A 22,361-nucleotide genomic window follows, 5' to 3' on the forward strand; every position below is an offset into this window, starting at 1 on the left:
ACACAAATTTTATTTACTGAAACTTTTTGGGAATAATATCGTCTAACAACGTACGTTGTTGATGGAGTTTAAAATTTTGCCTATTAATTTTCAATGCATATGAAGTTGTTTTTTATTATTCTTCCTTTACTGATTCTTCAAAGTTGTTCCGATATAAAACCGGAAGTGACTTCTGAAATTGCGATGACATCGTTTTATCAAAACCAGGAAGAAATTCCCAATTCAAAAAAGGTGGTTGCCGTTGATTTTGCGGAATTGGATCAACAATATCTTCAAAATAAGAATGATTCCATTTACATCATAAATTTTTGGGCAACTTGGTGCAAACCTTGTGTGAAAGAGCTTCCGGCATTTGAGAAAATTGCTTCCGATTATACAAATAAAAAAGTGAAAGTACTTTTGGTAAGCCTTGATTTTCTCGATAAAATTGAATCACAGGTTATTCCTTTTATCCAAAAGAATGCTATTCAATCTGAAGTGGTTTTGCTCGATGATCCCGATGCAAATACTTGGATTCCGAAGGTTTCAACAGATTGGAGCGGGGCGATTCCCGCAACGATTATTTATAAAAAACACAATCGAAAATTTTACGAGCAATCCTTTACTTTTAACGAACTTGAAACTGAACTAAAAACATTTCTATAAAAATTAAATTATGAGAAAACGACTTTCAACCCTAACATTTGCGACCTTTTCATTAATCGCTTTCAATAGCTGCAAAAACGATACGACCGATAAAAGCGCGGAATTGGCCGTAAATGAAATTACCCAGCCGGAATTTACAGAAATTGAAGCAGAATCGTTTGGATATTCTGTGGGCGATGAGACGACCGATTTTAAATTGAAAGACGTAAACGGCAAAATGGTTTCGCTTTCCGATTACTCGGACGCAAAGGGTTTTATAGTAATTTTTACCTGCAATACTTGTCCTTTCGCCGTTGCAAGCGAGCAGCGAATGGTTGACTTGGATAAGGAATTTAAGGCGAAAGGTTTTCCGGTTATCGCCATAAATCCAAATAACCCGAAAGTACAGCCTGATGATACGTATGAATTGATGCAGCAAAAAGCAAAAGAGGCCGGTTTTACTTTTCCGTATCTATTTGACGAAAGCCAAACAATTTATGCAAAATACGGAGCGACTAAAACCCCTCACGTATATCTTTTAAAGAAGGAAGGCGATAAAAACATTGTGAAATATATTGGAGCCATAGACGATAACGTTCGCAACGCGGCGGAAGTAAAGGACCGATTTTTGGCAAATGCCATATATGAAATTTTAGACGGAAAGGAAGTTACCGTGAAAGAAACTAAGGCAATCGGTTGCTCTGTGAAGCAGTAATAAATTATAGCATAAATGATTGGGAGCCCTGTTGTTATAGCAGGGCTTTTTCATTTTAACAAAACAATTTTACATTTTTCTTCTTGCCTTATTTTCCTTTTCATCGACAGAGGCCAAATTATATATTTTCCAGATCCATTCCCTTCAAAGGTCGAAAGCATCGATGTTTCATCTTTGCAGGCTGGAGGTTATTTTGTGAAACTGAACACAACTCACGGCAGCACATATTCAAAGTTTATAAAAGAATAGTTTATTTTTTGAACTATTAAAAGCCGAAAACAGTTTTTATTGTTTTCGGCTTTTTTATTTTTATACGCATTGCATTTACTATTTTTACAAAAAATTTGAATTATGGCAGATTTAACCCAAAAACAGTGGAGCGAACAGTTGGAAAATGATAGCAACGCAATAGTTATCGATGTTCGCACAGATGAGGAATTTGAGGAAGGCTATATTCCCGGTGCCCAACAAATAGATATTTATAACGGAGCTGAATTTCTGCAGCGCGCCAAAGAACTGGATCCACAAAAAAATTATTATGTGTACTGTCGCTCTGGCGGTAGAAGCGCGCAGGCTTGCTTGCTGCTGAATTCCGTGGGTGTAAAAAACACCTACAACCTGAATGGCGGCATTACGGATTGGGAAGGGGAAATAATCAATGAATGAATTTTGACATGAAATTACTATCAGCACAGCACGTATTTATGTTCACACTTTTCCTTGCGTTCTTTCCATTGGACGTCATGGCGCAGGAAATCCAACTTTTAGATTCACAAGAATTCCAGACTGCAATGGAAACAAAGCGGGATATTCAATTGTTAGATGTTCGAACCCCAGAAGAATTTGCCAATGGACATCTGAAAAATGCATTGAATATTGATATTTCACAAACTACTTTTATCACAGAGGCGGAAAAGTTGGATTTGGAAAAACCTATTTATCTATATTGCCAAAGTGGAAAAAGAAGCGCCAGGGCCGCTATAATTTTAAAAGATATTGGCTTTAAGGAAATATATGATATGGAAGGTGGATTTTCCAATTGGGATGCCAATGGGTTTGAAAAGGAGTGATTTCCTTAATTCTCTTAACGAATTCATTTCTACTTCGTTAAACTCTCGCTAAATTTCGATTCTCACTGTCTTTAAGCCATATCGGCGTCGTATCTTCAATATTGAAATTCGAGCAATATGGAAAGAAGAAACGAAAATATTAGAGCCCAGCTACGAAAATTGATCGTGGCAAGTTGCCAATTTGAGCAACGACCATCAAAGGCATTTCGAAAATTCCATAAACTATATCTTCAGTTTTTCTTTGGCGCCATGGATATAAATATTGATTATCAGACCCAGGTGATCTCCATTTGGAATTCGAGACCCATGACCACAAATCCCGTCAGACTTTTTGATATAAACGATGCGATTTCAGATAGAATTTATTATACGAATTTGGAAGAAACACTTTTTGGTGCTATCGAAGAGGGACCTCTCCAAGATTGTTTTTATGAAAAAATTCTTATGGATTACGCGCATTATTCCGAAAAGGATGATGACGGCGATGGAGCTTGGAGTGCCTAAATTGTCCCATTATTAAATAATTTTTCTCAAACATTAACGCTTTTAAATCCTAAAATCTACACGCATAACTTCGAAATAGATTTAGCCATTCAAATAAATTTTTTCACAAGGAAAATCCTGTAAATTTGCAGTCTAAAAATTTTCTCCCATTGGCAAAGCAAATCACAGATACCATTGTAATGATTCGTCCCGTTGCGTTCAGAATGAATGAGCAAACGGCAGTAAATAATTTTTTTCAGGAAGATATCGCATTGAAAAATGCAGAAATCAATGTCAAGGCCCAATTTGAATTTGATGCTTTTGTTGAAAAGTTACGTGCCGTAGGGGTTAACGTAATTGTCGAACATGATGATCTGCGAATGGATACCCCAGATTCCATTTTTCCGAACAATTGGATCAGCTTTCACGAAAATGGCGACATTGCCCTCTATCCTATGTTTGCCGAAAACCGCCGCCGTGAAAGGCGTGAAGAGGTTTTGATTCGTTTAGAAAAGGAGGGTTTCCTGATCAACAACGTTATAGATTATACGCCTGCTGAAGATGAGGGTATTTTTTTGGAAGGCACCGGCAGCCTTTTGCTTGATCGCGTAAATAGAAAAGCTTACTGTGCACTTTCGCCCAGGGCCGATGAAGAATTGTTGATTGAATTTTGTGAAGATTTTGAATACCTCCCGATTATTTTCACAGCAAACCAAACCGTTGATGGCAAGCGAATGCCTATTTACCACACCAACGTAATGATGTGCCTTGCGGAGGATTTTTGTGTCATTTGCCTCGATACTATTGATGATTCCGCCGAAAAGAAAAATGTAGTACAGCATTTAAAAAAGGACGGAAAGGAAATCATTCGGATTACCGAAGCCCAAATGCACCATTTTGCCGGAAACATGCTTCAGGTGCAGGGTATGGATAAAAAATATTTGGTTATGAGTCAGGCGGCGCATAAAAGTTTAAATGCGGAGCAGGTTCAAGCAATTGAAAAGTATTGCGAAATTTTAAGCAGCGATTTGGCGACGATTGAAACCTGCGGCGGCGGCAGTGCACGTTGCATGATGGCGGAAGTTTTTCTTCCGAAGGAATAATTATTAGGAAACTGCTTCTGCCTTATTAATGTTGCGTATCATTCCGCCGAAAATGAAATAATGAAAGGGTAGCATCAAATACCAATACAATCTACCCCATATACCTTTTGGTCGAAAAGTCGCCGTTTGTACTAATTCATTTTTATCGTTGATACAGAATTCCAGCCACGCCTCACCGGGCAACTTCATTTCCGCGAATAATAGCAACCGTTTGCTCTCCCTATCCGCATACAGTACCCGCCAAAAATCCAGCACATCGCCGGTATAAATCTCTTTGGCATGTGTGCGTCCACGGCGAAGGCCAACACCTCCCACTAGCCTATCCATAAAGCCGCGCATTTTCCAAAGTGAGTTTCCGTAATACCAACCACGCGCACCGCCAATGGTCCAAATATTGTCCAAAACTCTTTCCGGGTCTGAGGTTTTTAGAATTTTTTCATCTTTCAAACATCCATATTTCGGCACTTGAATGTATTCTTTTAAATTGGTCAACCTGCCCGCCACCAAGGAATCTTTCCAACTTGAAATGACAAGATTTTGTTCAATCTTTTGAAAGGCTTTTTCTATCGATTCGTCATAAGAAATGGGTTGAATATTTAAAATTTCCTGCAGTTTATTGTCTCGCGCCACTACTTCCATTTTCATACTATCTACAAGGTTTACCGCCAATTTATAAGAAGTTGAAGTAACAAAATAAAGCCAATAGGAAGATAGCCGGGGCGACATAACCGGCACGGGAATAATCCAAAGTTTGAGCCCTCTAATTTCGGAATATTTCTCAAGCATTCCTTTGTAGGTTAAAATATCTGGGCCACCAATGTCAAAGGATTGATTGAAGCATTTTTCATTGCCCAAAACGCCCGATAGAAAGGCAATAACATCGCGGATTGCAATAGGCTGTATTTTTGTTTTCAACCATTTTGGGGCAATCATTATGGGTAGTTTTTCGCATAAATCCCTTATAATTTCGAAGGAAGAACTCCCGCTTCCCACAACAATTCCGGCGCGCAAAACAGTTAAGTGATAATTGCCTTTGTATAAAATTTCCTCCACTTTCTTTCGGGAAGAAAGGTGTTTGGAAAGCTGTTCCTCATTCACAATTCCGCTTAAATAAATAACTTGTTTCACCGACGTTCCGGCCATATATTTATTAAAATTCTCAGCAGATTGTGCTTCAATTTCATCGAAATTATTCGAAGAGCCGCTCATGGAATGGATCAAATAATACGCGGCATCTATGTTAGTCGGAAAATTTTCAAGGTTCACTTCTTCCGCAAAATCTACTTCAACCACGCTAACTTTTTTCGTGGTTTCGGGATCGAGCGGAAGTCGGTTTTTATCGCGGACTGCACATATTACGTCGTGCCCATTTTCAAGCAATTGCGGGAGCAAGCGCATCCCGATATATCCATTTGCACCGGTGAGAAGAATTTTCAATATTGAAATTTTGTTTAAAGGTAATCTACAAGGATTTAAACAGAAGTTAAAAAGTCGTTAAGTTATGCGCACTCTTATTTATCAAAACGGTATCTTTAAAACATCAACCAAAAGACCAAAGTTTTATGAAAATCCTAAAAATCGTTTTGCTGATAGTTGGCGTTGTTTTGATTGTCTTCGGACTTTATAATGCCTTTGTTCCACAACAAATATTGGATATTGGCCCCTTGGAAGTGAACGCCAAAGAAGGCTTAAGCAACCAAACTTTAGGAATGATTGGCATAGGGGTTTTGGCGTTAATAGCCGGTGCCCTTCTTAAAAACCGCCGTTAATTTAAAAGGCTCAAAATTGAAATAACTGCAGTACTGATATATTCCACCCCAATTGAGATTACTATAAATCCCACAATCCTCGAAATTGCATTTATTCCCGATGCTCCCAAAAATTTACTAATGTAATGCGAGCTTCTCAAAATGAGAAATGTTGCCAAACCCACCGCCAAAACTGCGAGCACAACAAAAAATATATCGTTCCATTTTTGGTATTCCTGATTAAAGGTTATCAATAATGAAATTGAACCCGGACCGGCCAACATTGGGATTGCCAATGGTGTCAATGAAAATTTTTCGCGTTTGTCCAAATCTTTTTGAACACGTTTGTTTTTCATCCCTTTGTGTTTCGAAAAAGTTCCGGTTAAAAGTGCGAAGCCTGAGGTTACGATAATCATTCCGCCGGCAATTCGAAGTGCATTAAGGCTTATTCCGAAAAATTTCAGCAAATAGGTACCGGCGAAAAAGGAAATAATCAAAATAACCACCACGTTTATCGTGGTTAAAAGTGAAGTTTTATTTCTTTCTGAAATACTTTCATCGCTCGTCAATCCTACGAAAACTGGCACCGTTCCCAACGGATTAATTACCGAGAAAAGTGCCGCAAATACATATAAAAAAATGTCCATTGTTTTTGTGGCAAAGGACGTTTGGTTTTGGGATTTTAAGATTACTAAAGTGTTACCATAACATTACAAAATACACACACGGTTTGATTCAAAAATCTTCCGGCCGTTGGGGCGTAACGGTATTTTTTGCCTCCATCAATTTTTTCATAAAATTGTGGACCGATTTGTCTTTTACCTTCGCTTCAATTTTTACAAAATAATCGTCTTTATAAATAGAATATTCCTCAGCCTGGCCTTTATAAATCACTAATTTATAATAAGGAATTATTAGTGCATATGAATTTAAATTACTTCGAAAACCCAAAATAATACCTTTTGGCCGCATCTCGATATTGCAGAGATTTCGATTGTTGTCCAAATTCATCAAATTGCTGATTTGAGCGCTTGCTTCAGTTAAAATTAATTTTGGAGAACCTATGCCACGCATTTTTAAGCGCTCTTTAATTGTGAAAGGTTTTCCTAGTTCAGCGTCTATTTTTCGGGTTGTTTCTTTATCGTTATAGGAAACGTGAAGTAGCATTTTTTTCCTTTAAAGATAAGCCATTCACAAATACTTCAAATTTAAAAACGTGTATATTTGTCGTCCAAAAATTGTGCGATACCACACCTTATTCCGTTATTATGTCATTATCTAACACTATTGAGACCCAAATTAAAACCGCAGTTCAAAAACTGTATGGCGCAAATCTCGAATCGGTAGAATTGCAACCAACCCGTAAGGATTTTGAGGGCGATGTTACCGCTGTTGTTTTCCCAATGCTTCGCGTTGTAAAAGGAAATCCGGTGCAGATTGGCGAAGCGATTGGAAATTATTTGGTGAAGAATGTTTTGGAAATTGAAAAATTCAATGTGGTCCAAGGTTTTTTGAATATCGTTTTGAGTGATTCCTATTATTTGGATTTCTTTAATTCGGTCGAGGATTTTTCTTCCTTCGGAAAAGTTCCGCAGGGAACGAAGGCGCTAATGGTTGAATACTCTTCGCCAAACACAAACAAGCCATTGCATTTGGGCCACGTTCGAAATGTTTTGCTGGGCTATTCAGTGTCGGAAATTGAAAAAGCTGCCGGAAAAAAAGTGTACAAAACCCAAATAATCAACGATCGCGGAATCCATATTTGTAAAAGTATGCTTGCCTGGGAAAAATTCGGAAATGGCGAAACGCCGGATGCGGCCGATTTGAAAGGTGATAAATTGGTGGGCAATTATTACGTAAAATTCGATAAGGAATACAAAAAGCAGATTGAAGAATTAAAGGCCGAAGGAAAAACCGAGGAGGAAGCAAAAGTGCAAGCGCCACTGATTAATGAAGCGCAGGAAATGCTGCGTAAATGGGAAGCCGGCGATGAAGAAACCGTTTCCCTTTGGAACAAAATGAACGGCTGGGTTTACAAAGGTTTTGAAGAAACGTATAAATCCATCGGCGTTGATTTCGACTTTTATTATTACGAAAGTGACACTTATTTATTGGGGAAGGATATCATTGAAGAAGGGATTAAGAAAGATGTTTTCTTTATGAAAGACGACGGCTCCGTTTGGTGCGATTTAACGGAAGATGGCCTCGATGAAAAACTTGTTTTACGAAGCGATGGCACGGCCGTTTATATGACGCAGGATATTGGCACTGCGGTACAGCGCGTAAAGGATCATCCCGATGTGGGTGGCATGATTTACACCGTGGGCAACGAGCAGGATTACCATTTTAAAGTGCTGTTTTTGATACTAAAAAAACTGGGCTACACTTGGGCCGAAAACCTTTTTCATTTGAGTTATGGAATGGTGGATTTACCTTCCGGGAAAATGAAAAGCCGTGAAGGAACCGTTGTTGACGCCGATGATTTGATCGCGCAAATGACCGATACCGCCCGAACAATTTCCGAAGAACTTGGAAAGATTGACGATTTTTCGCAAGATGAAAAAGAATCACTTTACAGAATGATCGGGTTGGGTGCTTTAAAATATTATATATTGAAAGTTGACCCTAAAAAAAGGATTCTTTTCAACCCTGAGGAGAGTGTCGATTTTCAGGGAAATACTGGGCCTTTTATTCAATATACCTATGCGCGCATCCAATCTATTCTTCGAAAGGCTGGTGAAATCTCGACTGCGCTTGACCTTGCTTCTTTCAAAATACACCCAAAAGAAAAGGAGCTCATAAAAATAATTCAGCAATATCCCGACACCATCCAATTGGCGGCAGAAAATTACAGCCCCGCGCTCATTGCAAATTATACCTATGATTTAGTGAAGGAATTCAACAGTTTTTATCAAAACGTTCCCATTTTGGCTACAGATAATGAAACTGAAAAAGCGTTTCGCGTAAAGCTTTCTGAAGCAGTTGCAGAAATTATTAAAAGTGCCTTTAAACTTTTGGGCATCGATGTCCCGGAACGGATGTAGTTTTTAGTGATTATTTTCCGTAAAGCATTTTTCCGGCTTCTTCATATTTATCTCCTGCCGTCCATTGCGGATTTGCCGGGTCATTCGCTATAAGCCTTCCAGCCAAAACATAACTTTGGAAAAATTTTAGCAGATAATCATAATCCAAAGTATCGGCTTCATCGCCGGGTTGGTGGTAATATTTGGTAACATCGCCATCAAAGGAAGTGAAGCCCAATGAAAATGTGGGAGCTGGAATTCCCTTTTGCGCGAAAACTACATTATCGCTTCTGTCAAATAAATTTTGATCCGGCGCCGAATCATCAATTGCCTTTAAGCCGAAGGAATTCGCTGCTTTCTTTATGTTTTCGGCAGCTGTAGTGCGCCCCAGTCCAATTATTGAAATAACGGACATATCATTATATCCCGCATTGTCACTATTGAAACAATAGACCATTTTCTTAAGCGGCAATACGGGATTTTCAACGTAAAATTGACTTCCGAGCAATCCTTTTTCCTCGCCGGTAAAAAGTATAAATAACGCCGAACGCTTTGTGGGGAATTTTGCCAGATTTTCTGCCATGCTTAAAACAGTGGTGGTTCCTACCGCGTTATCCCGCGCTCCGTTATATATAACATCGCCGGTTTCATCGGGTTTGCCGATTCCTACGTGATCGTAATGTGCGGAATAAATTATGAATTCATTTTTTAGCGTTGGATCGGTCCCTTCCACCATTCCAATTACATTTTGGGATAGGATCGTTTTCTTTTCCTGACCGTCCATTTTTAATTTTGCAATCAATTTATCCTTCGCCTCAAAGGCCTTCGCTTGAATGTGATTCTCGTCGTGAACCCAGAGGTAGGCTAGTTCTTTTTTAACTGTTATAATACTTTGATCATTAGCTAATTCAAGCCGTTCACTGTTGAAACTATGGTCCACATAGCCCCACGTGGTTTCGTCAATATCCACAAGTTCTATTATTGCAACTGCTCCATGCTGTTTTGCCAATTGCTCTTTTTGCGCAATTAAGTTATATGCGGCGCCGGCATCTGTTGCATTTGGGCCGCCGGACTTTATTACTATAATTTTTTCAGTAACGTTTTTATTTTTATAATCATTTTCAAGGCCATATCCTAAATACACAGCCTCACCCGTAAAGTCCATTTTTGATGGTTTGATAGCAACTTTTTTCTTTAACTCCTTGCCATCAACGGACAAAAGAAGCCTTTGGATTGGGCTAACTTGGTTCAACTTTACCATTTGAAAATAGCTATCTGTATTTGAACCTTTCATAACACTTTGAGTTACCGGTTTTACACCGTAACTTCTTAAGGTATTGGCAAGATAGGACGCTGCAATTTTGTTTTCCGGCGTACCTGTTTGACGTCCTTTTAAAAGATCGTCCGCCAAAAAATAGATGTGGCCTTCTATTTTGTTTTTGGTGATGGTGCTTTCTGTTTTTTCCTTATCGGTTTGGGAAATTGCCAAATTTGTGTACAACAGAAGCGAAAAATAAATAACGAAATGTTTCATATATAATTTGGATAGTAGTTCATTTTCGTTATAAAGATAGGTGTTGTTCGCAAATTTCAAATTTATTTTTTGCCGTTGAAATTTTTCTCAAATAAAAATCGAATTTATCTTTTTGAGAAGAAATAAATGGATACTAAAAAATAACCTAAATCGCAAAGTTGGGAGTAATCCCCAAATAAAGGCTGTCTTTTTGGACAACCTCTTATATTTATAAGGAATTTTCCTTTTCGTCCAAATGATAAATCTCCATGATTCCTTCAAGAACTTTTTTAAAATCAATTTTGAGATCAATCAATTTGCCGGTAGCCATATCCATTACCCAGCCGTGAACGGCTAATTTTTTTTGTCTCACTGCAATTTGAACAATGGCTGTTTTAATGACATTCACACATTGTTCCTGAACGTTGAGTTCCACAAGCCGCCGATACTTTTCTTCCTCGTTGTCAATTGTATTCAGTTCGTCGCGGTGAAGCCTATAAACATCGCGGATGTTTCGAAGCCAGGGATTAAGAATGCCCAGATCCTGGGATTGCATTGCTGCTTTTACTCCGCCACAGCCATAATGGCCGCAAATAACAATATTTTTAACGTTCAAAACGGTTACCGCATAATCAATAACGCTCATTGCGCTGAGGTCCAAATTGGAAACCATATTTGAAATGTTCCGCATAACGAAAACATCCCCAGGTTTTACGCCCATTACCTCCTCTGCCGTTACTCGGCTGTCACTGCAGCCTATATAAAGTATGTCGGGGTTTTGTCCGTTCGCCAAGTTTTTAAAATAATTGGGATCTATCCCTAATTTCTTATTTACCCAAACCTCGTTGTTTTTGAAAATTTGCTCAATATCCATATTTGCTCTGAAGAATTTTTTTCAGAATTAAAGATAGGCAAAAGCATTTTTGCTCACAAAATGGAATCTGTAATTTTAAAACTTTAGGGATTTGGTATGTCCAAAAGAACTCAAAGGATTTGTTTTAAGGTTTCCATACCTTTTAAAACTCGCACTCTTCCGGGACCCTTTTTCAATGCAAGCTGAAACTGTTGTGCAGCCTCTTCCTTTCGGTTTTGCGCGAGTAACCATTCCGCATACAGTTCGCGGGTTGGCTTTTGTATGGATGGCGGGCCATAGCTGTAGCTAATGCTGTTTGCAATTTCAATGGATTTTATTAAATGCTCTTCTGCGAGTTTGTGATTTTTATCCATATTTTCACGAAGCGCCAACAATTGCTGCTGCCTTATTTCGGCTTCTTTTAAATCCATTTGGGTTGCTTGGTCGCGAGTCACACTGGAGCATAGTTTGGAACTGCCTTCCGCCACAATAAATGATTCCCTTTTCTGGTCTTGGCCCATTAAATCAATAATGCTGTCAAGTTTTTTTGCATTGCCGGTTTTAAGGGCCTTCATTCCTTCCAAAAAATGATATTGCGAGCGCACGGAAATATTCAAATCGGTTATATCCACGGGAATATCGGAAATTTTTCCGGTCCATCATCTGTTTCGTTTAAGTAGGTTCCCTTTAAAAAAACCAAGTGCGCCCTTGCCGGTTTTGAAGGATTTTCGGAAACAAATCCTTGCATTTTGAGCACCATATTTTTGGCTTCTTCATAATTTTCCTTTTGAAGATAACCATATTGCAACCAATGGAAAGCGTGATAGCCGCGGGCGTTGCCGTCCAAATTTTTTTGTTCCATTCTATTGATGCTGGCTTCATAGGAAGCAATATTGGAGGAAATAACCTCATCCCACATTCCCATTGCAACATAAATATGCGACGGCATGTGTAGCGCGTGTCCCGCATCGGGGGCAACTTTTGAATAGGTATTGGCGGCGTCCAGCGCAAGGGTTGCATGGTTTGGGTCGTCATAGGAATGGATTAGATAATGAAGCGCTCCCGGATGGTTGGCATTTTCCATTAAAATTCCCTGCGCAATTTTTGCTCCTTTACCATACATAAAATCATCTCTACCTTCAGGCACGGCACCCAGTAAGGATAGGGCATAGAATGCAGCTACCTCGTGATTGTCGGGATATTTATTATACAGTTTTTCCATAAATTCGGAATAGGCAACGTCCCGATCATTTTTTGCAGTTTTTTGGCGGTACAATAGCTGTACCGAGGCTATTAAATCCTGCTCCAACTGCGTGCTTTTTTGAAGATCAATTTCATTGAGCTGGAAAAGGGCAGCCGTTGCGGCCTCAAAATCCTGTTCCTGCCATAGGCTGTGGTTATAGGTCATTGCTTCGCCCCAATAGGCCATGGCCATCGATGTATCTTCCTTTTGCGCATTTTTAAATGCTTCGCGAGCGTCTTCATATTCAAAGGAATGTAGCAACAGCAATCCTTTTTCAAAATGGGGAAGAGCGCTTTTCTTTCCGGTGACGGTAAGATTTACAACCCCTAGATAATTGACGGTTTGTTCTTTCTGTTTACACGACAGCAAAACCGATAATATGAAAAAGATTGTAATCAATCTCATTGAAAAATATATTAGCAATTCCTAAAGATACCATTTTAGGTTGATTTGTTTTTTGAATCAATGAAATTGGATGGAATCTTTTAAAAATACTTCTCCTTTTTCAGTGAAAAATTATAGATAGCTCAACCACCAATTATTTTTATTATTGGCTTTATAATATTTTTTTACAAAATGTGTAGAGTAGAAGCACGACGCCAATCCATATGAAATAAACAATCCCAAGAGAATATCCTTAAGTTGAGAAATCCGCATTCATAAAATTATCTGCATTGCTAAAAGATGGATGACAAAAACGTGCAGAAAATAATAAAACAACAGGACCCTTCCGAATACCAAAGAAATCAGTTAGTTTGTTTTTAGTAAACAATTTGTTTATGGACCTTTAATTGTTTTTCAAAACAATTCTAAATCGGGCTTTGCCATTTTCCAAATGATCAATAGCTTCATTTACTTTCGTCATCGGAAATTCCTCAACTTCCGGATAAATAGCATGGCGCACGCAAAAATCAAGCATTGTTTTCGTTAAAGCGGGACTTCCAATGGGGCTTCCTCCAACCGACTTTTCGCCCATAATTAAACTGAAGGCAGGAATTGCCATCGGCTCCAAAACCGCCCCTACGGTATGAAATTTTCCTTTCGGCGCCAATGCGGTTAAATAGGAATTCCAATCCAAGGAAACATTAGTAGTATTCAAAATAAAATTCAATTTTCCGGCAATACTTTCCAATTCATCCGGCGAAGTTGAATCAATTACCTTGCTAGCGCCCATATTCAAAATCTCTTTCTTTTTATCTGGATTTGAGCTAAAAGCAATCACTTCGCATCCCCAGTGTTTTAGGAATTTAAGCGCCAAATGCCCCAAACCTCCAATGCCTATAACCCCCACTTTATCTGTGGGTTTTACTCCAGCCAAAATTATTGGATTGAAAACTGTAATTCCGCCACACAATAGGGGCCCAGCCTTGCTCATATCAATTGCATCGGGAAGTGGGATTGCCCAAGACCAATGTGCACGAACGTAATCGGCAAATCCTCCATTTCTGCCTACAATGGTTGCTTCCCCTTGGGAACAAAGATGATGGTGGCCGCTCATACATTGATCACAGCTCATGCACGAGCCGGATTGCCAACCCAATCCTACTTTATCGCCCACTTTCACTTTTTTGACCGCACTGCCGGCAGCGACAACTTCACCAATAATTTCATGGCCGGGAATCATTGGGTAGGATGTCATTCCCCAATCGTTATTTATCATACTTAAATCTGAATGGCAAATGCCACAATAGGAAACTTTAATATCTACTTGCTCTGGGCCGATTGGACCCAATTCGTAGGAAAATGGAGTTAATTTTTCTTTTGGCCCAGTGGCGGCATATCCTTTGACTTTCATAATACTGATTTTATATTTAATTATTTGATTAGCTTAATATTAGGAAAAAAACTCGGGTTATTGTTTCCCCAATCCTAAATATTGCTGAAATGCAGTTATTTTTCCATTATCGATTGTCCACTCGTGAATCACGGAAGTAAGTATTTTTTCACCAGTTTTCTTTGCTATAAAATTGTAATTCAGGGATGCCAAAACTTTGTTGTCGCCCATTTCAACAAGCTGAATATTCTCCAATTTGAAATTTTCGCTGTCTTCCCCTATTCTTTTAAATACACCGTTGAGCACCGCTTCGGGATTTTTATATGGATTGCCATCGGCATATGAACTGCAACTGGATTCATTCCAAACAATGTTTGCATCCATGGCACCGAGGACCGAGGGAATATCACCTGCGGCAAAGGATTTATAAAGGCCGTCCACGATTGAGATGTTTTGATCGGTATTTATTTCTTGGGAATAAGCACTGCCGAATATGGCGAATGCGAATAAAAAAAGATTGATTTTAAGTGTTTTCATAATTTCTTTGCTTTTTGTTCTAAAATATTGCATACAGTTTTTAATAGATAATTTACATGAACCACAAACCGAATTACGCTTCACGCTTCACAAATCGCTAATAAGGAACATGGACCTCCCATTCAATTTCAATCATAAATTGGGGAAGCGCCAATTCCTTCACCCCAAGCCACGAGCTCGTGGGAAATTGCTTTTTAAAGATTTCAGCTCTGTAGCCCGCAATTTCCAAAAACATTGGCATATTGGTGGTGAAAACATTTTCAACCACAACATCGTCAAAAGTGCAGCCGAAATGTTTCAGAATTTTTTCCAAATCAGCATAACAATTTTTCATCTGTTGAGCCATATCGCCAACTGCCGTTGGATTGCCTTGGGCGTCCATACTTACGGCGCCCGATATTTTGATGCTGTTGCCAATTTTTACGGCGTGCGAATAGCCGTAGGCTTTTTCAATTTCGGGGCGCAACAGAAAGTACTCTGGGGTATGCTTTGTAGCGCTTATTTTTGAAGGCTCGGCAACTTTAGAAACATTACTTTTCAAAGGTATGCCGGTAATGGCGGATTCTAGGTTTCCATGCGGATCGGTGGTTTGGGAATAAACTGTTCCAATACAAAATGACAATAGCAATATAAAAATTGTTGGTTTCATAATTTTCGTTTTTAATAATGTGTCTTTTTAAAAAAACTTGGCGTAAGTTGAAATTCTTTTAGATTTTTCTTTCTAAATTTTATTCCGAATATGAATTCAATGTTTTCTGCATCAGACTAAATTTTATACCCAAATCCTGTGTTGCCAAAGTATTTTCATAAATTACTTTGCCTTTGTTTTTTGGCAATTCATTGTTGAGCATTAAGCCCATATCACTCACCGAATAGCTTTCGCTGCTCAACAAATAGTTTTTCCCGTGCAATCCGGAAATCGTGGCGGCCTTAAAAATTGCCTCCGCAACATCGGCAACAGCTACGGAAGCCATTTCCGCATCGGTATCATAAAGCATTTTTACAAAGGGATTGGGCGCTATTTTATTCTTAAATAAAAATTGTAAGCCTGTAGAAGTGGAATCTTCCCTATTTGACAATGATTTTCCCATAACCCCAACGGGGGAAACGGATACTATTTCAGATGAAAGTTTCGGATTTTCCTTTATAAAATTTTCCACAGTTTGGTTAGCGATGAATTTTGCCTGGGCGTAAGGATGGCTTTCTTCGTTGAAAAAAGGCTTGTCTTTTTCACTGAATTTGTCCTGCGGATTTTTACCTCTGGCGGGCAGCGGAAAATTGGTGTTATACGCCGCGACGGAAGCAATGAATACCACTTTTTCAATGGAAGGACTTTCCTGAATAGCTTCCAAAAAATTTTCAGTTCCCTCTATGGTCGGGTCAAAAAGTTCTTTCTGCGCATCTATTACATCCAATTGAAATGGCGTTCCGCTATGCACAACAATTTCGCAATCGCTTATAAAATCCTTCAATATTTCCAAATCCTCCATTTTCAGTGCGCTGATGTTGAGGTTGTCAGAATTTTTCAGGCTGAAGAGATGCTGATACTTTTCGCTTTTTTTAATATCGGTAACAGATACTTTTACGTTGTAATTTTCTTTCAAAAATTTCTTCGTAATGTAACTTCCAATAAAGCCCGAACCGCCTATGATGCCTACTGTTTTCATATTTCTATTTTTTTAAAAAGTTAGACCTAACGGCTTAACCGAATCCTCACTTGCGATGCCCGGGAAGGATTAATTTTTTACGCAATTAATTATATTGTTTATCGAACGATCTATTCTTTTCTATAAAATAGTCAAGCATGTAGCACTCCAGACCGTACCTGAAAATGCATCCAGTCATAATTTTTTTCGCGCCCCAACGATTCAAACCCGTGTTTGTAAAAAATATCGATCATAGGCTGATACTCTGGCCGGGCAAAAAAAGCTTTTTGAGAATTAAATTTTAGTTGATTTCTTTCGGGGTCAAGATCTACAGCAAGCCCCCAGCTATGGCGAGACCAATCTGACCCACCCCTCATTTGTCTGTAATTGAAACACCCTCCGAAAAGATCGATGCCCAACTCTTGAATTCTTTCAATTCCATAGAAATCAAGGATTTCACTAAAAATGGCAGTAAGTTGGTCCGCCACCTTCGCATGGCAACGCATTTTCTCTACTTTCACATTTTTATCCCAAGCCAGGCGCATAGGATATGGTAGTTTTATGGTGGTTAGATATGAGCCTCTCTCATTAGGCGCGCCAAATACAGTTTTTAATTCTTGTGTAGTTATCATAATTTTTGGTTTTATTTTTCGCAGAGGAATTCTGATTCTTTCAAAAATCAGGAAATCATATAGGAAGCAAACCAATTAATTCTCACAGGCCTTTAAAACCTGTGAGAATTTAAAGGTTGCATTGTTACTTTTTGCTTAATTCCGGCATACCCGAATAAATTTCATCGGTATGCATCAAAAAGTATTTGTTGAATTTTCCGAAAAATTCCTTTCTCGCAGCATCGCTCCCCCAAGCTGTGCTTATCAATTCGCCTTGCCGTGTTGCGGCAGCGTCAATCGCGTTCCAGTTGGCGTATTCGGTAATGATAACCAGGTCCCGCGAATCGCTTCCGGATGTGTGGCGCATCGTTCTTTCGCTCACAATGTGTTGGTTTGGCGCAACTACCTTTTGGCTGAATTCCTTCAACAAAGTGTTGAACTCTGCATTGCTGCCATTCTCTGGAATTTCGATTTTCCAAGTGGTAACGGTGTAGTAAGGCCCGTCCTGCGCATGGATCATGGAAGTTGATAAAAGGAAAAGGATTAAAAGAGCCGAAATTTTGTTGTGTGTTGTTTTCATAATTGTTGGTTTTAAACATTTGCGTCGCAAACGTGGTTAGTAAAAGTTGAAATGAAATTCATATCAAATAAACCATCAAAACAATATGAAAACAAGGAAGTTAGGACGAATGGGGTCAAATTCTGTCCGAAGGAAGGATTTTAGTTGCCGAAGCGATTTTCAATACGGAATTTAATATTATCTAAATGGTTTGTAGCCGTTTAAGAAGTTCGGCCCGCATATCTTTGCTCATAGGGATTGCCTTTTTGGAAATCACAACGTGCGTTCCCGCCACTTCATCTATTTGGGAAAGGTTGATAATATAGGAACGGTGAATTCTAAGGAAATGGTTTTGCGGAAGTTTTTCGTCCATGTCTTTTAAAGTCATCACCAAAAGATATTCCCGCTCGGCTGAAAAAATGCGGCAATAGTTTCTATCGGCTTCAATATAGCGGATGTCCTTAATGTCAATCTTCAGCATTTTTTCATTGTGGCGAACGAAGATGCGATCGTTTAAAATGAAATGTGTTTCGGAAGAAGTTTCCTGTGAATTTTTAGTTCTTTCAGAAGTAATTTCCGCTGCAAGTCGCTCTACAGTCAATTCAATAGCGCGTTGCAAATCCAGTTTTTTAAAGGGTTTTGAAATGAAGGCATAGGGATGCGTTTCCTTGGCGCGGTTAAAGTGCGCCTCGTCTGCATTCGCTGTTAAATAGATAATTGGGATATCGAAATGTTGGTGAATGCGTTCCGCAGTTTCAATACCGTCCATTTCGCCCTTTAGCCGAATGTCCAATAACACAATATCCGGTCTGTCAATTTTTATATGCGAAAGCGCTTCCTCGCCACGCGGAAGTATGCCGGTGACTTCATAACCTAATTCGCTAAATTGTAATGAGATGTTTGCCGCAATTACCATTTCGTCCTCAATGATCAGTATTTTGGCAGGTTTTCCCATTATGCAGCCTTATAATTTTTAAAGTTGAAATTGATTGTAGTTCCCTTTGAATAATCTTCGGAAACGGTGCCGTTCAGTTGTTGCGTTAGCAGGTTTACTAACTGGGTGCCGAAGCCTGTCCCTTTAGGTTTTGCGCCTTGGGTCTTGCCGATGCCGTCATCGGAAACTTTTAACTGTAAACTATCGTTTTCTCTTTTTAAGCTGATGTTTATTTTTCCACTTTTGCCTTCCGGGAAGGCATATTTCAAAGCATTCGTCAATAATTCATTCACAATTAACCCAATTGGGACAGCGGTATCTACATCCAGTTCCAGTTCTTCCATCGCGCAATCAATTTTTACTTTGTCCTCAGCGTTGAATGTATCCAAAACGCCTTCGCTTAAGTTGATAAAATAATCCTTCATCTCAATCGCACCCAAATTTGTACCCTGATATAACTTTTGATGGATAATGCCCATACTCTGCACCCGGTTTTGGCTGGCGAGCATTGCTTCCTTGCTCGCCCCTTCTGAAAGTTGCGCAGATTGTAGGGCGATAAGGCTTTTCACCAATTCCAGATTGTTCTTCACGCGGTGGTGTATTTCTTTTAGAAGCAGTTCGTTTTGTTTGTTCTTGGTGTCCAATTCCGAATTTAAAATGGCAAGCGACTTCCGTTTTTTGCTGATATTGCGAAGGGTGAAAAACATTCCGAAAAGAATAATGGCAAGCAGTCCCGCCAAAATAATATACAGAATTTGATTCCGGCGCTGTTGGTCAATTTTTTGAATTTGGGAAGCTATAGTTGCTTCTTTTTTTCCAGTTTCGTATTGGGTGAGCAGTTCGCTCATATTTCGGTCGCTTTCCGCGGCGGCAATGCTATCGCCCATAATCCTTGATTTTTTTTGAAATTCCAAAGCAAGGGGATAGTTGCCCAATTTTTCATAAATCGTGCTAACGTGCATGTAGTTTTCGGGAAGGTTGGGCAGGTCACCGGTTTCTTCCAATAACCTAACGGTTTCAAGTTGAAAAGGCAACGCTTCCTCATAGTTTCCCATTAAAAGATTGACTTCGCCCAAATTGGCTCCCGTCGCATTAATTGCATTTTGATAATTGGACACTTGCGCAAGCCGCCGTGCTTCGCTATAATCCTTTAGCGCTTCATGATAGCGTCCCAATCTTTTATGCGCATTTCCGTGATTGTTGTAAAAATCGGATAGGGACATAGGGTCAAAACCCAGCGCTTGGGCAGATTTCAAGGCTTTGTCATAATACTCAAAAGCTTGCTGGTTATCGCCCATTGAAATGGCGGCATCGCCCGCTGCGGTGTAGGAATATATTAATTCGTGTTCAAAATTGTTTTCTTCGCACAGGGCAATGTTTTTTACGGCATAGGCCAAGGCTTCCTCTTTTCTGCCTTGCCTCAAAACGTCGTACGAAAGCCTATTGTTAGCACTGGCAATGCCTGCTTTGTCACCCAGAGCTTCCATCAATTTCAGCGCCTTTAGATCGGCTTCCATTGCTTCCTGCAATTCACCTCTTTTTTTATGGACCCACGCTATTTTGAAATAAGTTGTTGCCTGGCCTTTTTTGTCTTTAATTATCTTATAAGCCTTTTCAGCTTTGGCAAAATACAGCGAAGCCGAATCCAGTTGCAACATATTTGCATGAATTCGACCTTTCATTTCGTAAAATTTGGGTTGCCATTTTTTATCCTTGGTTTTATCGGCAATAATTACGCCTTGCCTCGCATAAACTATGGCTTTTTCCAAATCCCTTAGGGAATAGAAATCTGTTATTTCATTGAGCACTTCCAGTTTTTGGACTTCGGTGCGAGCATTTTTAATCAAAAGATTTAAGCTGTCCTGTTCCTTATTTTGTGCTAAAACAATAAAAAAGGAAAGAAAGAGGAGGACGCAGAGTTTTCGTCCTTTTTTAAAATTGAATAGAGTGTCTTCTTGCGTTTTGGAAGCAGTTTGGGGAAGACTTCTCCGCGAAACCCAAGCTAATACTGCAATGAGTAATAGTGGTTTCATAATATTAATGATTGGTTGTTAGATGCTTATAAATTTACATTTATTTTTTTTAAGAAACTGATGCGTAATGTTTTTTGGCTTCCTCAAAATAAAATCTTCCATTCCACAATTAAATGGGCAATGGAAGATTTAAAATCAAAATTCTAAGAATTATCAACCGCCCTTTCAACTAGAATTCTGATTTCGGTTTTAATTGCTTGTTTTTCGGGGTTCATCATTTGCCCGAAAAATCTCCACCAAATTGAAGGCCTGTCAAATCCTGAAATTGCCGCTTGCCTCAATTTGACTGACAGTAATGTAAAGGTGCGCCTTCATCGCGCTAAAACATTATTAAAAGTAGAACTTTTCAAAGCTACGCACGATGCCTGTTTTTTTGAATTTGGCAATCGTAAATGCGACGCTTTGGTGGAAGAGGTTATGACCCAAATTCAGCAGCTGTAAAGGTTTTACGTCATTCTATTTCAGTGGAAATACGAAAAGAAAAAAGCCGAAAATAATTTCGGCTTTTTTAGAATTATCATATTTTTTAATTTACTGCTTTAAAAATTTTAAGCTTTGGGTTTGGTTCTTGGTAGCAACCTTCACCAAATAAACGCCATTTGAAAAACTTGACGTATTAACGCTAAAGCTATTTGAGTTGTTTTTGAATGTCTTCACCAATTGTCCCATAATATTAAATACAGCCACCGACTGAATATTGTCATTTTCCGATTGAACGTGGAAGGTTTGCGTCTTGGAATTGTAAAAGCTTACAATCTCATTTTGCGGCAATTGATTCTCTTCAGTACCCAAAAACACATCCTCAAACCTCATTATCACCCCGCCTGAACCACAAATAAGTCCAGAACCATCGTCAAAAAATCCGATTTCATATAATTGATTTTGGCCATTGCCAACAAAAATCTGACTCCAGTTGGCTCCGTTATCTTCAGAAAAATAGATATCAGTATCGGTACCGCCCGCCATTAGTTGATTTCCTTTATAGGCCAGGGCATAAAAATGATGGTATCCCGTGGCAAAATCGCTCCAAGTGGCCCCTCCGTCGTGGGTTGTCTTCAACAATCCATCCTCGCCTGCAATCACACCATTATCACCATCCTTAAAGTTCACCGATAAAAAATAGTTCTGAATCTGTCCGGAGTAAATTTGGGCCCAAGTATCACCGCCATCGGTAGATTTTGCAATGCGCTCATCGGCACCCACAGAAAATAGAGTGGATTGATCTGCATAATCAATGTTAATCCCACCTGCATTTAAGACATCGGAAGCCGGAGTCCACGTATCGCCGCCATCGGTAGTGAGATATACTGCGAAATATGGGGCATCGTCCAATTGGGCCGAAACAAATCCAATATTTTCGTCATAAAACGATAGGTTGTTATACAGATATACATCCGTGCCCCCCGTCATTTCCGTCCATGTGGCGCCACCGTCTTCGGTTTTCATAAAAAGATCATAACCCGCCACGAAGCCTGTGTTTTCATCTATAAATTCAATTTTTTCAAAACTGGGAGAAGTGCCGCTGGTAGGATAAATGGTGGTCCAGGTTTCGCCGCCATCTGTGGTTTTAATAATTATTCCTTCGGTATCAAAAGTGAATTTTGAGCCGGCCGCAAAAGCAAGATCATTTTGTCCCGCGGGAATGGAAATATCATAAAGAATAAAATCCGTTCCCGAATTTTTATATTCAAAACTTTGTGCTTGCGAGATCAGAAAAGATCCCAGAAATACGATAATTGTGAAAATTGAATTTTTGATAGAATGAGTAAATAAATGCATGTTTTTAAAAATTAAAGTTTGTGGCCACAAATATATATGGAATGCCGGCTATTACTTATTTTGCTGGCTTGAAGTCTATCAGATTTCTGAAATTCGCAAGAGTTTTTCTTTAT

At 39.2% G+C, this 22,361-nt stretch carries 26 protein-coding genes; 10 read left to right on the forward strand and 16 right to left on the reverse strand.

All coding sequences use genetic code 11. The features are described from left to right. Window positions 1-99 precede the first annotated feature (99 nt). The 7 genes from QRD02_RS10710 to ctlX all read left to right on the forward strand — a co-directional run bounded on the left by QRD02_RS10710 (window position 100) and on the right by ctlX (window position 3,995). Entirely contained in the window at window positions 100-645 is a 546-nt protein-coding gene (locus tag QRD02_RS10710; RefSeq protein ID WP_290254941.1) for a TlpA disulfide reductase family protein, read from the forward strand. Between the two features lie 10 nt (window positions 646-655). Beyond that, the gene (locus QRD02_RS10715; RefSeq protein ID WP_290254942.1) at window positions 656-1,339 is read left to right on the forward strand and encodes a thioredoxin family protein; all 684 of its coding nucleotides are present in this window, start codon (window positions 656-658) and stop codon (window positions 1,337-1,339) included. Window positions 1,340-1,354: 15 nt separating this feature from the next. Then, window positions 1,355-1,588 (forward strand): T9SS type A sorting domain-containing protein, encoded by a 234-nt coding sequence (locus tag QRD02_RS14420; RefSeq protein ID WP_353959577.1) that lies wholly within the window; start codon window positions 1,355-1,357, stop codon window positions 1,586-1,588. A gap of 102 nt (window positions 1,589-1,690) precedes the next feature. Then, window positions 1,691-2,005, forward strand: a complete 315-nt coding sequence (locus QRD02_RS10720) for a rhodanese-like domain-containing protein (RefSeq protein ID WP_290254943.1) — start codon at window positions 1,691-1,693, stop codon at window positions 2,003-2,005. Further along, window positions 2,002-2,409, forward strand: a complete 408-nt coding sequence (locus QRD02_RS10725) for a rhodanese-like domain-containing protein (RefSeq protein ID WP_290254944.1) — start codon at window positions 2,002-2,004, stop codon at window positions 2,407-2,409. Before QRD02_RS10720 ends, QRD02_RS10725 begins: the two co-directional genes overlap by 4 nt. A gap of 117 nt (window positions 2,410-2,526) precedes the next feature. After that, complete coding sequence (locus QRD02_RS10730; protein ID WP_290254945.1) at window positions 2,527-2,913, forward strand: hypothetical protein; 387 nt, start codon at window positions 2,527-2,529, stop codon at window positions 2,911-2,913. A gap of 179 nt (window positions 2,914-3,092) precedes the next feature. Beyond that, window positions 3,093-3,995, forward strand: a complete 903-nt coding sequence (ctlX, locus tag QRD02_RS10735) for a citrulline utilization hydrolase CtlX (RefSeq protein WP_290254978.1) — start codon at window positions 3,093-3,095, stop codon at window positions 3,993-3,995. 3 nt (window positions 3,996-3,998) lie between these two features. Here ctlX and QRD02_RS10740 read toward each other — a convergent pair whose 3' ends face one another. Continuing rightward, window positions 3,999-5,432 carry an SDR family oxidoreductase gene (locus tag QRD02_RS10740; protein ID WP_290254946.1) on the reverse strand — a complete coding sequence of 478 codons (1,434 nt, stop codon included), beginning with the start codon at window positions 5,430-5,432 and terminating at the stop codon, window positions 3,999-4,001. A gap of 125 nt (window positions 5,433-5,557) precedes the next feature. Here QRD02_RS10740 and QRD02_RS10745 point away from each other — a divergent pair, with 125 nt between their 5' ends. Next, window positions 5,558-5,764: a hypothetical protein gene (locus tag QRD02_RS10745; protein WP_290254947.1), complete on the forward strand. Its 207-nt coding sequence runs from the start codon at window positions 5,558-5,560 to the stop codon at window positions 5,762-5,764. Here QRD02_RS10745 and QRD02_RS10750 read toward each other — a convergent pair. Continuing rightward, window positions 5,761-6,390: a MarC family NAAT transporter gene (locus QRD02_RS10750; protein ID WP_290254948.1), complete on the reverse strand. Its 630-nt coding sequence runs from the start codon at window positions 6,388-6,390 to the stop codon at window positions 5,761-5,763. The genes QRD02_RS10745 and QRD02_RS10750 overlap by 4 nt on opposite strands. A gap of 88 nt (window positions 6,391-6,478) precedes the next feature. Further along, window positions 6,479-6,910 carry a hypothetical protein gene (locus QRD02_RS10755; RefSeq protein WP_290254949.1) on the reverse strand — a complete coding sequence of 144 codons (432 nt, stop codon included), beginning with the start codon at window positions 6,908-6,910 and terminating at the stop codon, window positions 6,479-6,481. A gap of 101 nt (window positions 6,911-7,011) precedes the next feature. Here QRD02_RS10755 and argS point away from each other — a divergent pair, with 101 nt between their 5' ends. After that, window positions 7,012-8,787 carry an arginine--tRNA ligase gene (gene argS / locus QRD02_RS10760; RefSeq protein ID WP_290254979.1) on the forward strand — a complete coding sequence of 592 codons (1,776 nt, stop codon included), beginning with the start codon at window positions 7,012-7,014 and terminating at the stop codon, window positions 8,785-8,787. 10 nt (window positions 8,788-8,797) lie between these two features. On the opposite strand, the gene QRD02_RS10765 is transcribed toward argS, so the two are convergent. The 12 genes from QRD02_RS10765 to QRD02_RS10820 form a co-directional block, all read right to left on the reverse strand. Beyond that, entirely contained in the window at window positions 8,798-10,360 is a 1,563-nt protein-coding gene (locus tag QRD02_RS10765; protein WP_290254950.1) for a M28 family peptidase, read from the reverse strand. Between the two features lie 148 nt (window positions 10,361-10,508). Then, on the reverse strand, window positions 10,509-11,153 hold the full coding sequence (locus tag QRD02_RS10770; protein WP_290254951.1) for a carbonic anhydrase: 645 nt from the start codon (window positions 11,151-11,153) through the stop codon (window positions 10,509-10,511). A gap of 110 nt (window positions 11,154-11,263) precedes the next feature. After that, window positions 11,264-11,764 carry a hypothetical protein gene (locus QRD02_RS10775; protein ID WP_290254952.1) on the reverse strand — a complete coding sequence of 167 codons (501 nt, stop codon included), beginning with the start codon at window positions 11,762-11,764 and terminating at the stop codon, window positions 11,264-11,266. Beyond that, window positions 11,755-12,780, reverse strand: coding sequence for a hypothetical protein (locus tag QRD02_RS10780; RefSeq protein ID WP_290254953.1), 1,026 nt, complete (start codon window positions 12,778-12,780; stop codon window positions 11,755-11,757). Before QRD02_RS10780 ends, QRD02_RS10775 begins: the two co-directional genes overlap by 10 nt. Before the next feature lie 382 nt (window positions 12,781-13,162). Beyond that, the gene (ahr, locus tag QRD02_RS10785) at window positions 13,163-14,170 is read right to left on the reverse strand and encodes an NADPH-dependent aldehyde reductase Ahr (protein ID WP_290254954.1); all 1,008 of its coding nucleotides are present in this window, start codon (window positions 14,168-14,170) and stop codon (window positions 13,163-13,165) included. A gap of 57 nt (window positions 14,171-14,227) precedes the next feature. After that, window positions 14,228-14,686: a nuclear transport factor 2 family protein gene (locus QRD02_RS10790; protein ID WP_290254955.1), complete on the reverse strand. Its 459-nt coding sequence runs from the start codon at window positions 14,684-14,686 to the stop codon at window positions 14,228-14,230. Between the two features lie 97 nt (window positions 14,687-14,783). Next, window positions 14,784-15,227, reverse strand: a complete 444-nt coding sequence (locus QRD02_RS10795; RefSeq protein WP_290254980.1) for a RidA family protein — start codon at window positions 15,225-15,227, stop codon at window positions 14,784-14,786. A gap of 187 nt (window positions 15,228-15,414) precedes the next feature. Further along, complete coding sequence (locus QRD02_RS10800; protein WP_290254956.1) at window positions 15,415-16,353, reverse strand: NAD-dependent epimerase/dehydratase family protein; 939 nt, start codon at window positions 16,351-16,353, stop codon at window positions 15,415-15,417. Between the two features lie 131 nt (window positions 16,354-16,484). Next, window positions 16,485-16,964 (reverse strand): M15 family metallopeptidase, encoded by a 480-nt coding sequence (locus QRD02_RS10805; RefSeq protein ID WP_290254957.1) that lies wholly within the window; start codon window positions 16,962-16,964, stop codon window positions 16,485-16,487. Between the two features lie 124 nt (window positions 16,965-17,088). After that, window positions 17,089-17,523 (reverse strand): hypothetical protein, encoded by a 435-nt coding sequence (locus tag QRD02_RS10810; RefSeq protein WP_290254958.1) that lies wholly within the window; start codon window positions 17,521-17,523, stop codon window positions 17,089-17,091. A 181-nt stretch (window positions 17,524-17,704) separates the two neighbouring features. Next, the gene (locus QRD02_RS10815) at window positions 17,705-18,457 is read right to left on the reverse strand and encodes a LytR/AlgR family response regulator transcription factor (protein WP_290254959.1); all 753 of its coding nucleotides are present in this window, start codon (window positions 18,455-18,457) and stop codon (window positions 17,705-17,707) included. Then, window positions 18,457-20,469 (reverse strand): sensor histidine kinase, encoded by a 2,013-nt coding sequence (locus tag QRD02_RS10820; protein WP_290254960.1) that lies wholly within the window; start codon window positions 20,467-20,469, stop codon window positions 18,457-18,459. Before QRD02_RS10820 ends, QRD02_RS10815 begins: the two co-directional genes overlap by 1 nt. A gap of 240 nt (window positions 20,470-20,709) precedes the next feature. Between QRD02_RS10820 and QRD02_RS10825 the strand changes: the two genes are divergently transcribed. Then, window positions 20,710-20,910 carry a sigma factor-like helix-turn-helix DNA-binding protein gene (locus QRD02_RS10825; protein ID WP_290254981.1) on the forward strand — a complete coding sequence of 67 codons (201 nt, stop codon included), beginning with the start codon at window positions 20,710-20,712 and terminating at the stop codon, window positions 20,908-20,910. Window positions 20,911-21,000: 90 nt separating this feature from the next. Here the strand turns inward: QRD02_RS10825 and QRD02_RS10830 are convergent, their stop codons facing one another. Next, the gene (locus tag QRD02_RS10830; protein WP_290254961.1) at window positions 21,001-22,248 is read right to left on the reverse strand and encodes a YCF48-related protein; all 1,248 of its coding nucleotides are present in this window, start codon (window positions 22,246-22,248) and stop codon (window positions 21,001-21,003) included. Window positions 22,249-22,361: the final 113 nt, after the last annotated feature.

Origin of the sequence: Aequorivita aurantiaca (assembly GCF_030410135.1) — a bacterium.
GTDB classification, from domain to species: Bacteria; Bacteroidota; Bacteroidia; order Flavobacteriales; family Flavobacteriaceae; genus Aequorivita; species Aequorivita aurantiaca.

Coding starts and splice junctions, on each gene's coding strand:
- QRD02_RS10770 (WP_290254951.1), bottom strand. CDS start 11,153: ATGGATATTGAGCAAATTTTCAAAAACAACGAGGTTTGGGTAAATAAG.
- QRD02_RS10805 (WP_290254957.1), bottom strand. CDS start 16,964: ATGATAACTACACAAGAATTAAAAACTGTATTTGGCGCGCCTAATGAG.
- QRD02_RS10790 (WP_290254955.1), bottom strand. CDS start 14,686: ATGAAAACACTTAAAATCAATCTTTTTTTATTCGCATTCGCCATATTC.
- QRD02_RS10800 (WP_290254956.1), bottom strand. CDS start 16,353: ATGAAAACAGTAGGCATCATAGGCGGTTCGGGCTTTATTGGAAGTTAC.
- QRD02_RS10745 (WP_290254947.1), top strand. CDS start 5,558: ATGAAAATCCTAAAAATCGTTTTGCTGATAGTTGGCGTTGTTTTGATT.
- argS (WP_290254979.1), top strand. CDS start 7,012: ATGTCATTATCTAACACTATTGAGACCCAAATTAAAACCGCAGTTCAA.
- QRD02_RS10755 (WP_290254949.1), bottom strand. CDS start 6,910: ATGCTACTTCACGTTTCCTATAACGATAAAGAAACAACCCGAAAAATA.
- QRD02_RS10820 (WP_290254960.1), bottom strand. CDS start 20,469: ATGAAACCACTATTACTCATTGCAGTATTAGCTTGGGTTTCGCGGAGA.
- QRD02_RS10730 (WP_290254945.1), top strand. CDS start 2,527: ATGGAAAGAAGAAACGAAAATATTAGAGCCCAGCTACGAAAATTGATC.
- QRD02_RS10815 (WP_290254959.1), bottom strand. CDS start 18,457: ATGGGAAAACCTGCCAAAATACTGATCATTGAGGACGAAATGGTAATT.
- QRD02_RS10720 (WP_290254943.1), top strand. CDS start 1,691: ATGGCAGATTTAACCCAAAAACAGTGGAGCGAACAGTTGGAAAATGAT.
- QRD02_RS10715 (WP_290254942.1), top strand. CDS start 656: ATGAGAAAACGACTTTCAACCCTAACATTTGCGACCTTTTCATTAATC.
- QRD02_RS10830 (WP_290254961.1), bottom strand. CDS start 22,248: ATGCATTTATTTACTCATTCTATCAAAAATTCAATTTTCACAATTATC.
- QRD02_RS10725 (WP_290254944.1), top strand. CDS start 2,002: ATGAATTTTGACATGAAATTACTATCAGCACAGCACGTATTTATGTTC.
- ctlX (WP_290254978.1), top strand. CDS start 3,093: ATGATTCGTCCCGTTGCGTTCAGAATGAATGAGCAAACGGCAGTAAAT.
- QRD02_RS10750 (WP_290254948.1), bottom strand. CDS start 6,390: ATGGACATTTTTTTATATGTATTTGCGGCACTTTTCTCGGTAATTAAT.
- QRD02_RS10810 (WP_290254958.1), bottom strand. CDS start 17,523: ATGAAAACAACACACAACAAAATTTCGGCTCTTTTAATCCTTTTCCTT.
- QRD02_RS10780 (WP_290254953.1), bottom strand. CDS start 12,780: ATGAGATTGATTACAATCTTTTTCATATTATCGGTTTTGCTGTCGTGT.
- ahr (WP_290254954.1), bottom strand. CDS start 14,170: ATGAAAGTCAAAGGATATGCCGCCACTGGGCCAAAAGAAAAATTAACT.
- QRD02_RS14420 (WP_353959577.1), top strand. CDS start 1,355: ATGATTGGGAGCCCTGTTGTTATAGCAGGGCTTTTTCATTTTAACAAA.
- QRD02_RS10710 (WP_290254941.1), top strand. CDS start 100: ATGAAGTTGTTTTTTATTATTCTTCCTTTACTGATTCTTCAAAGTTGT.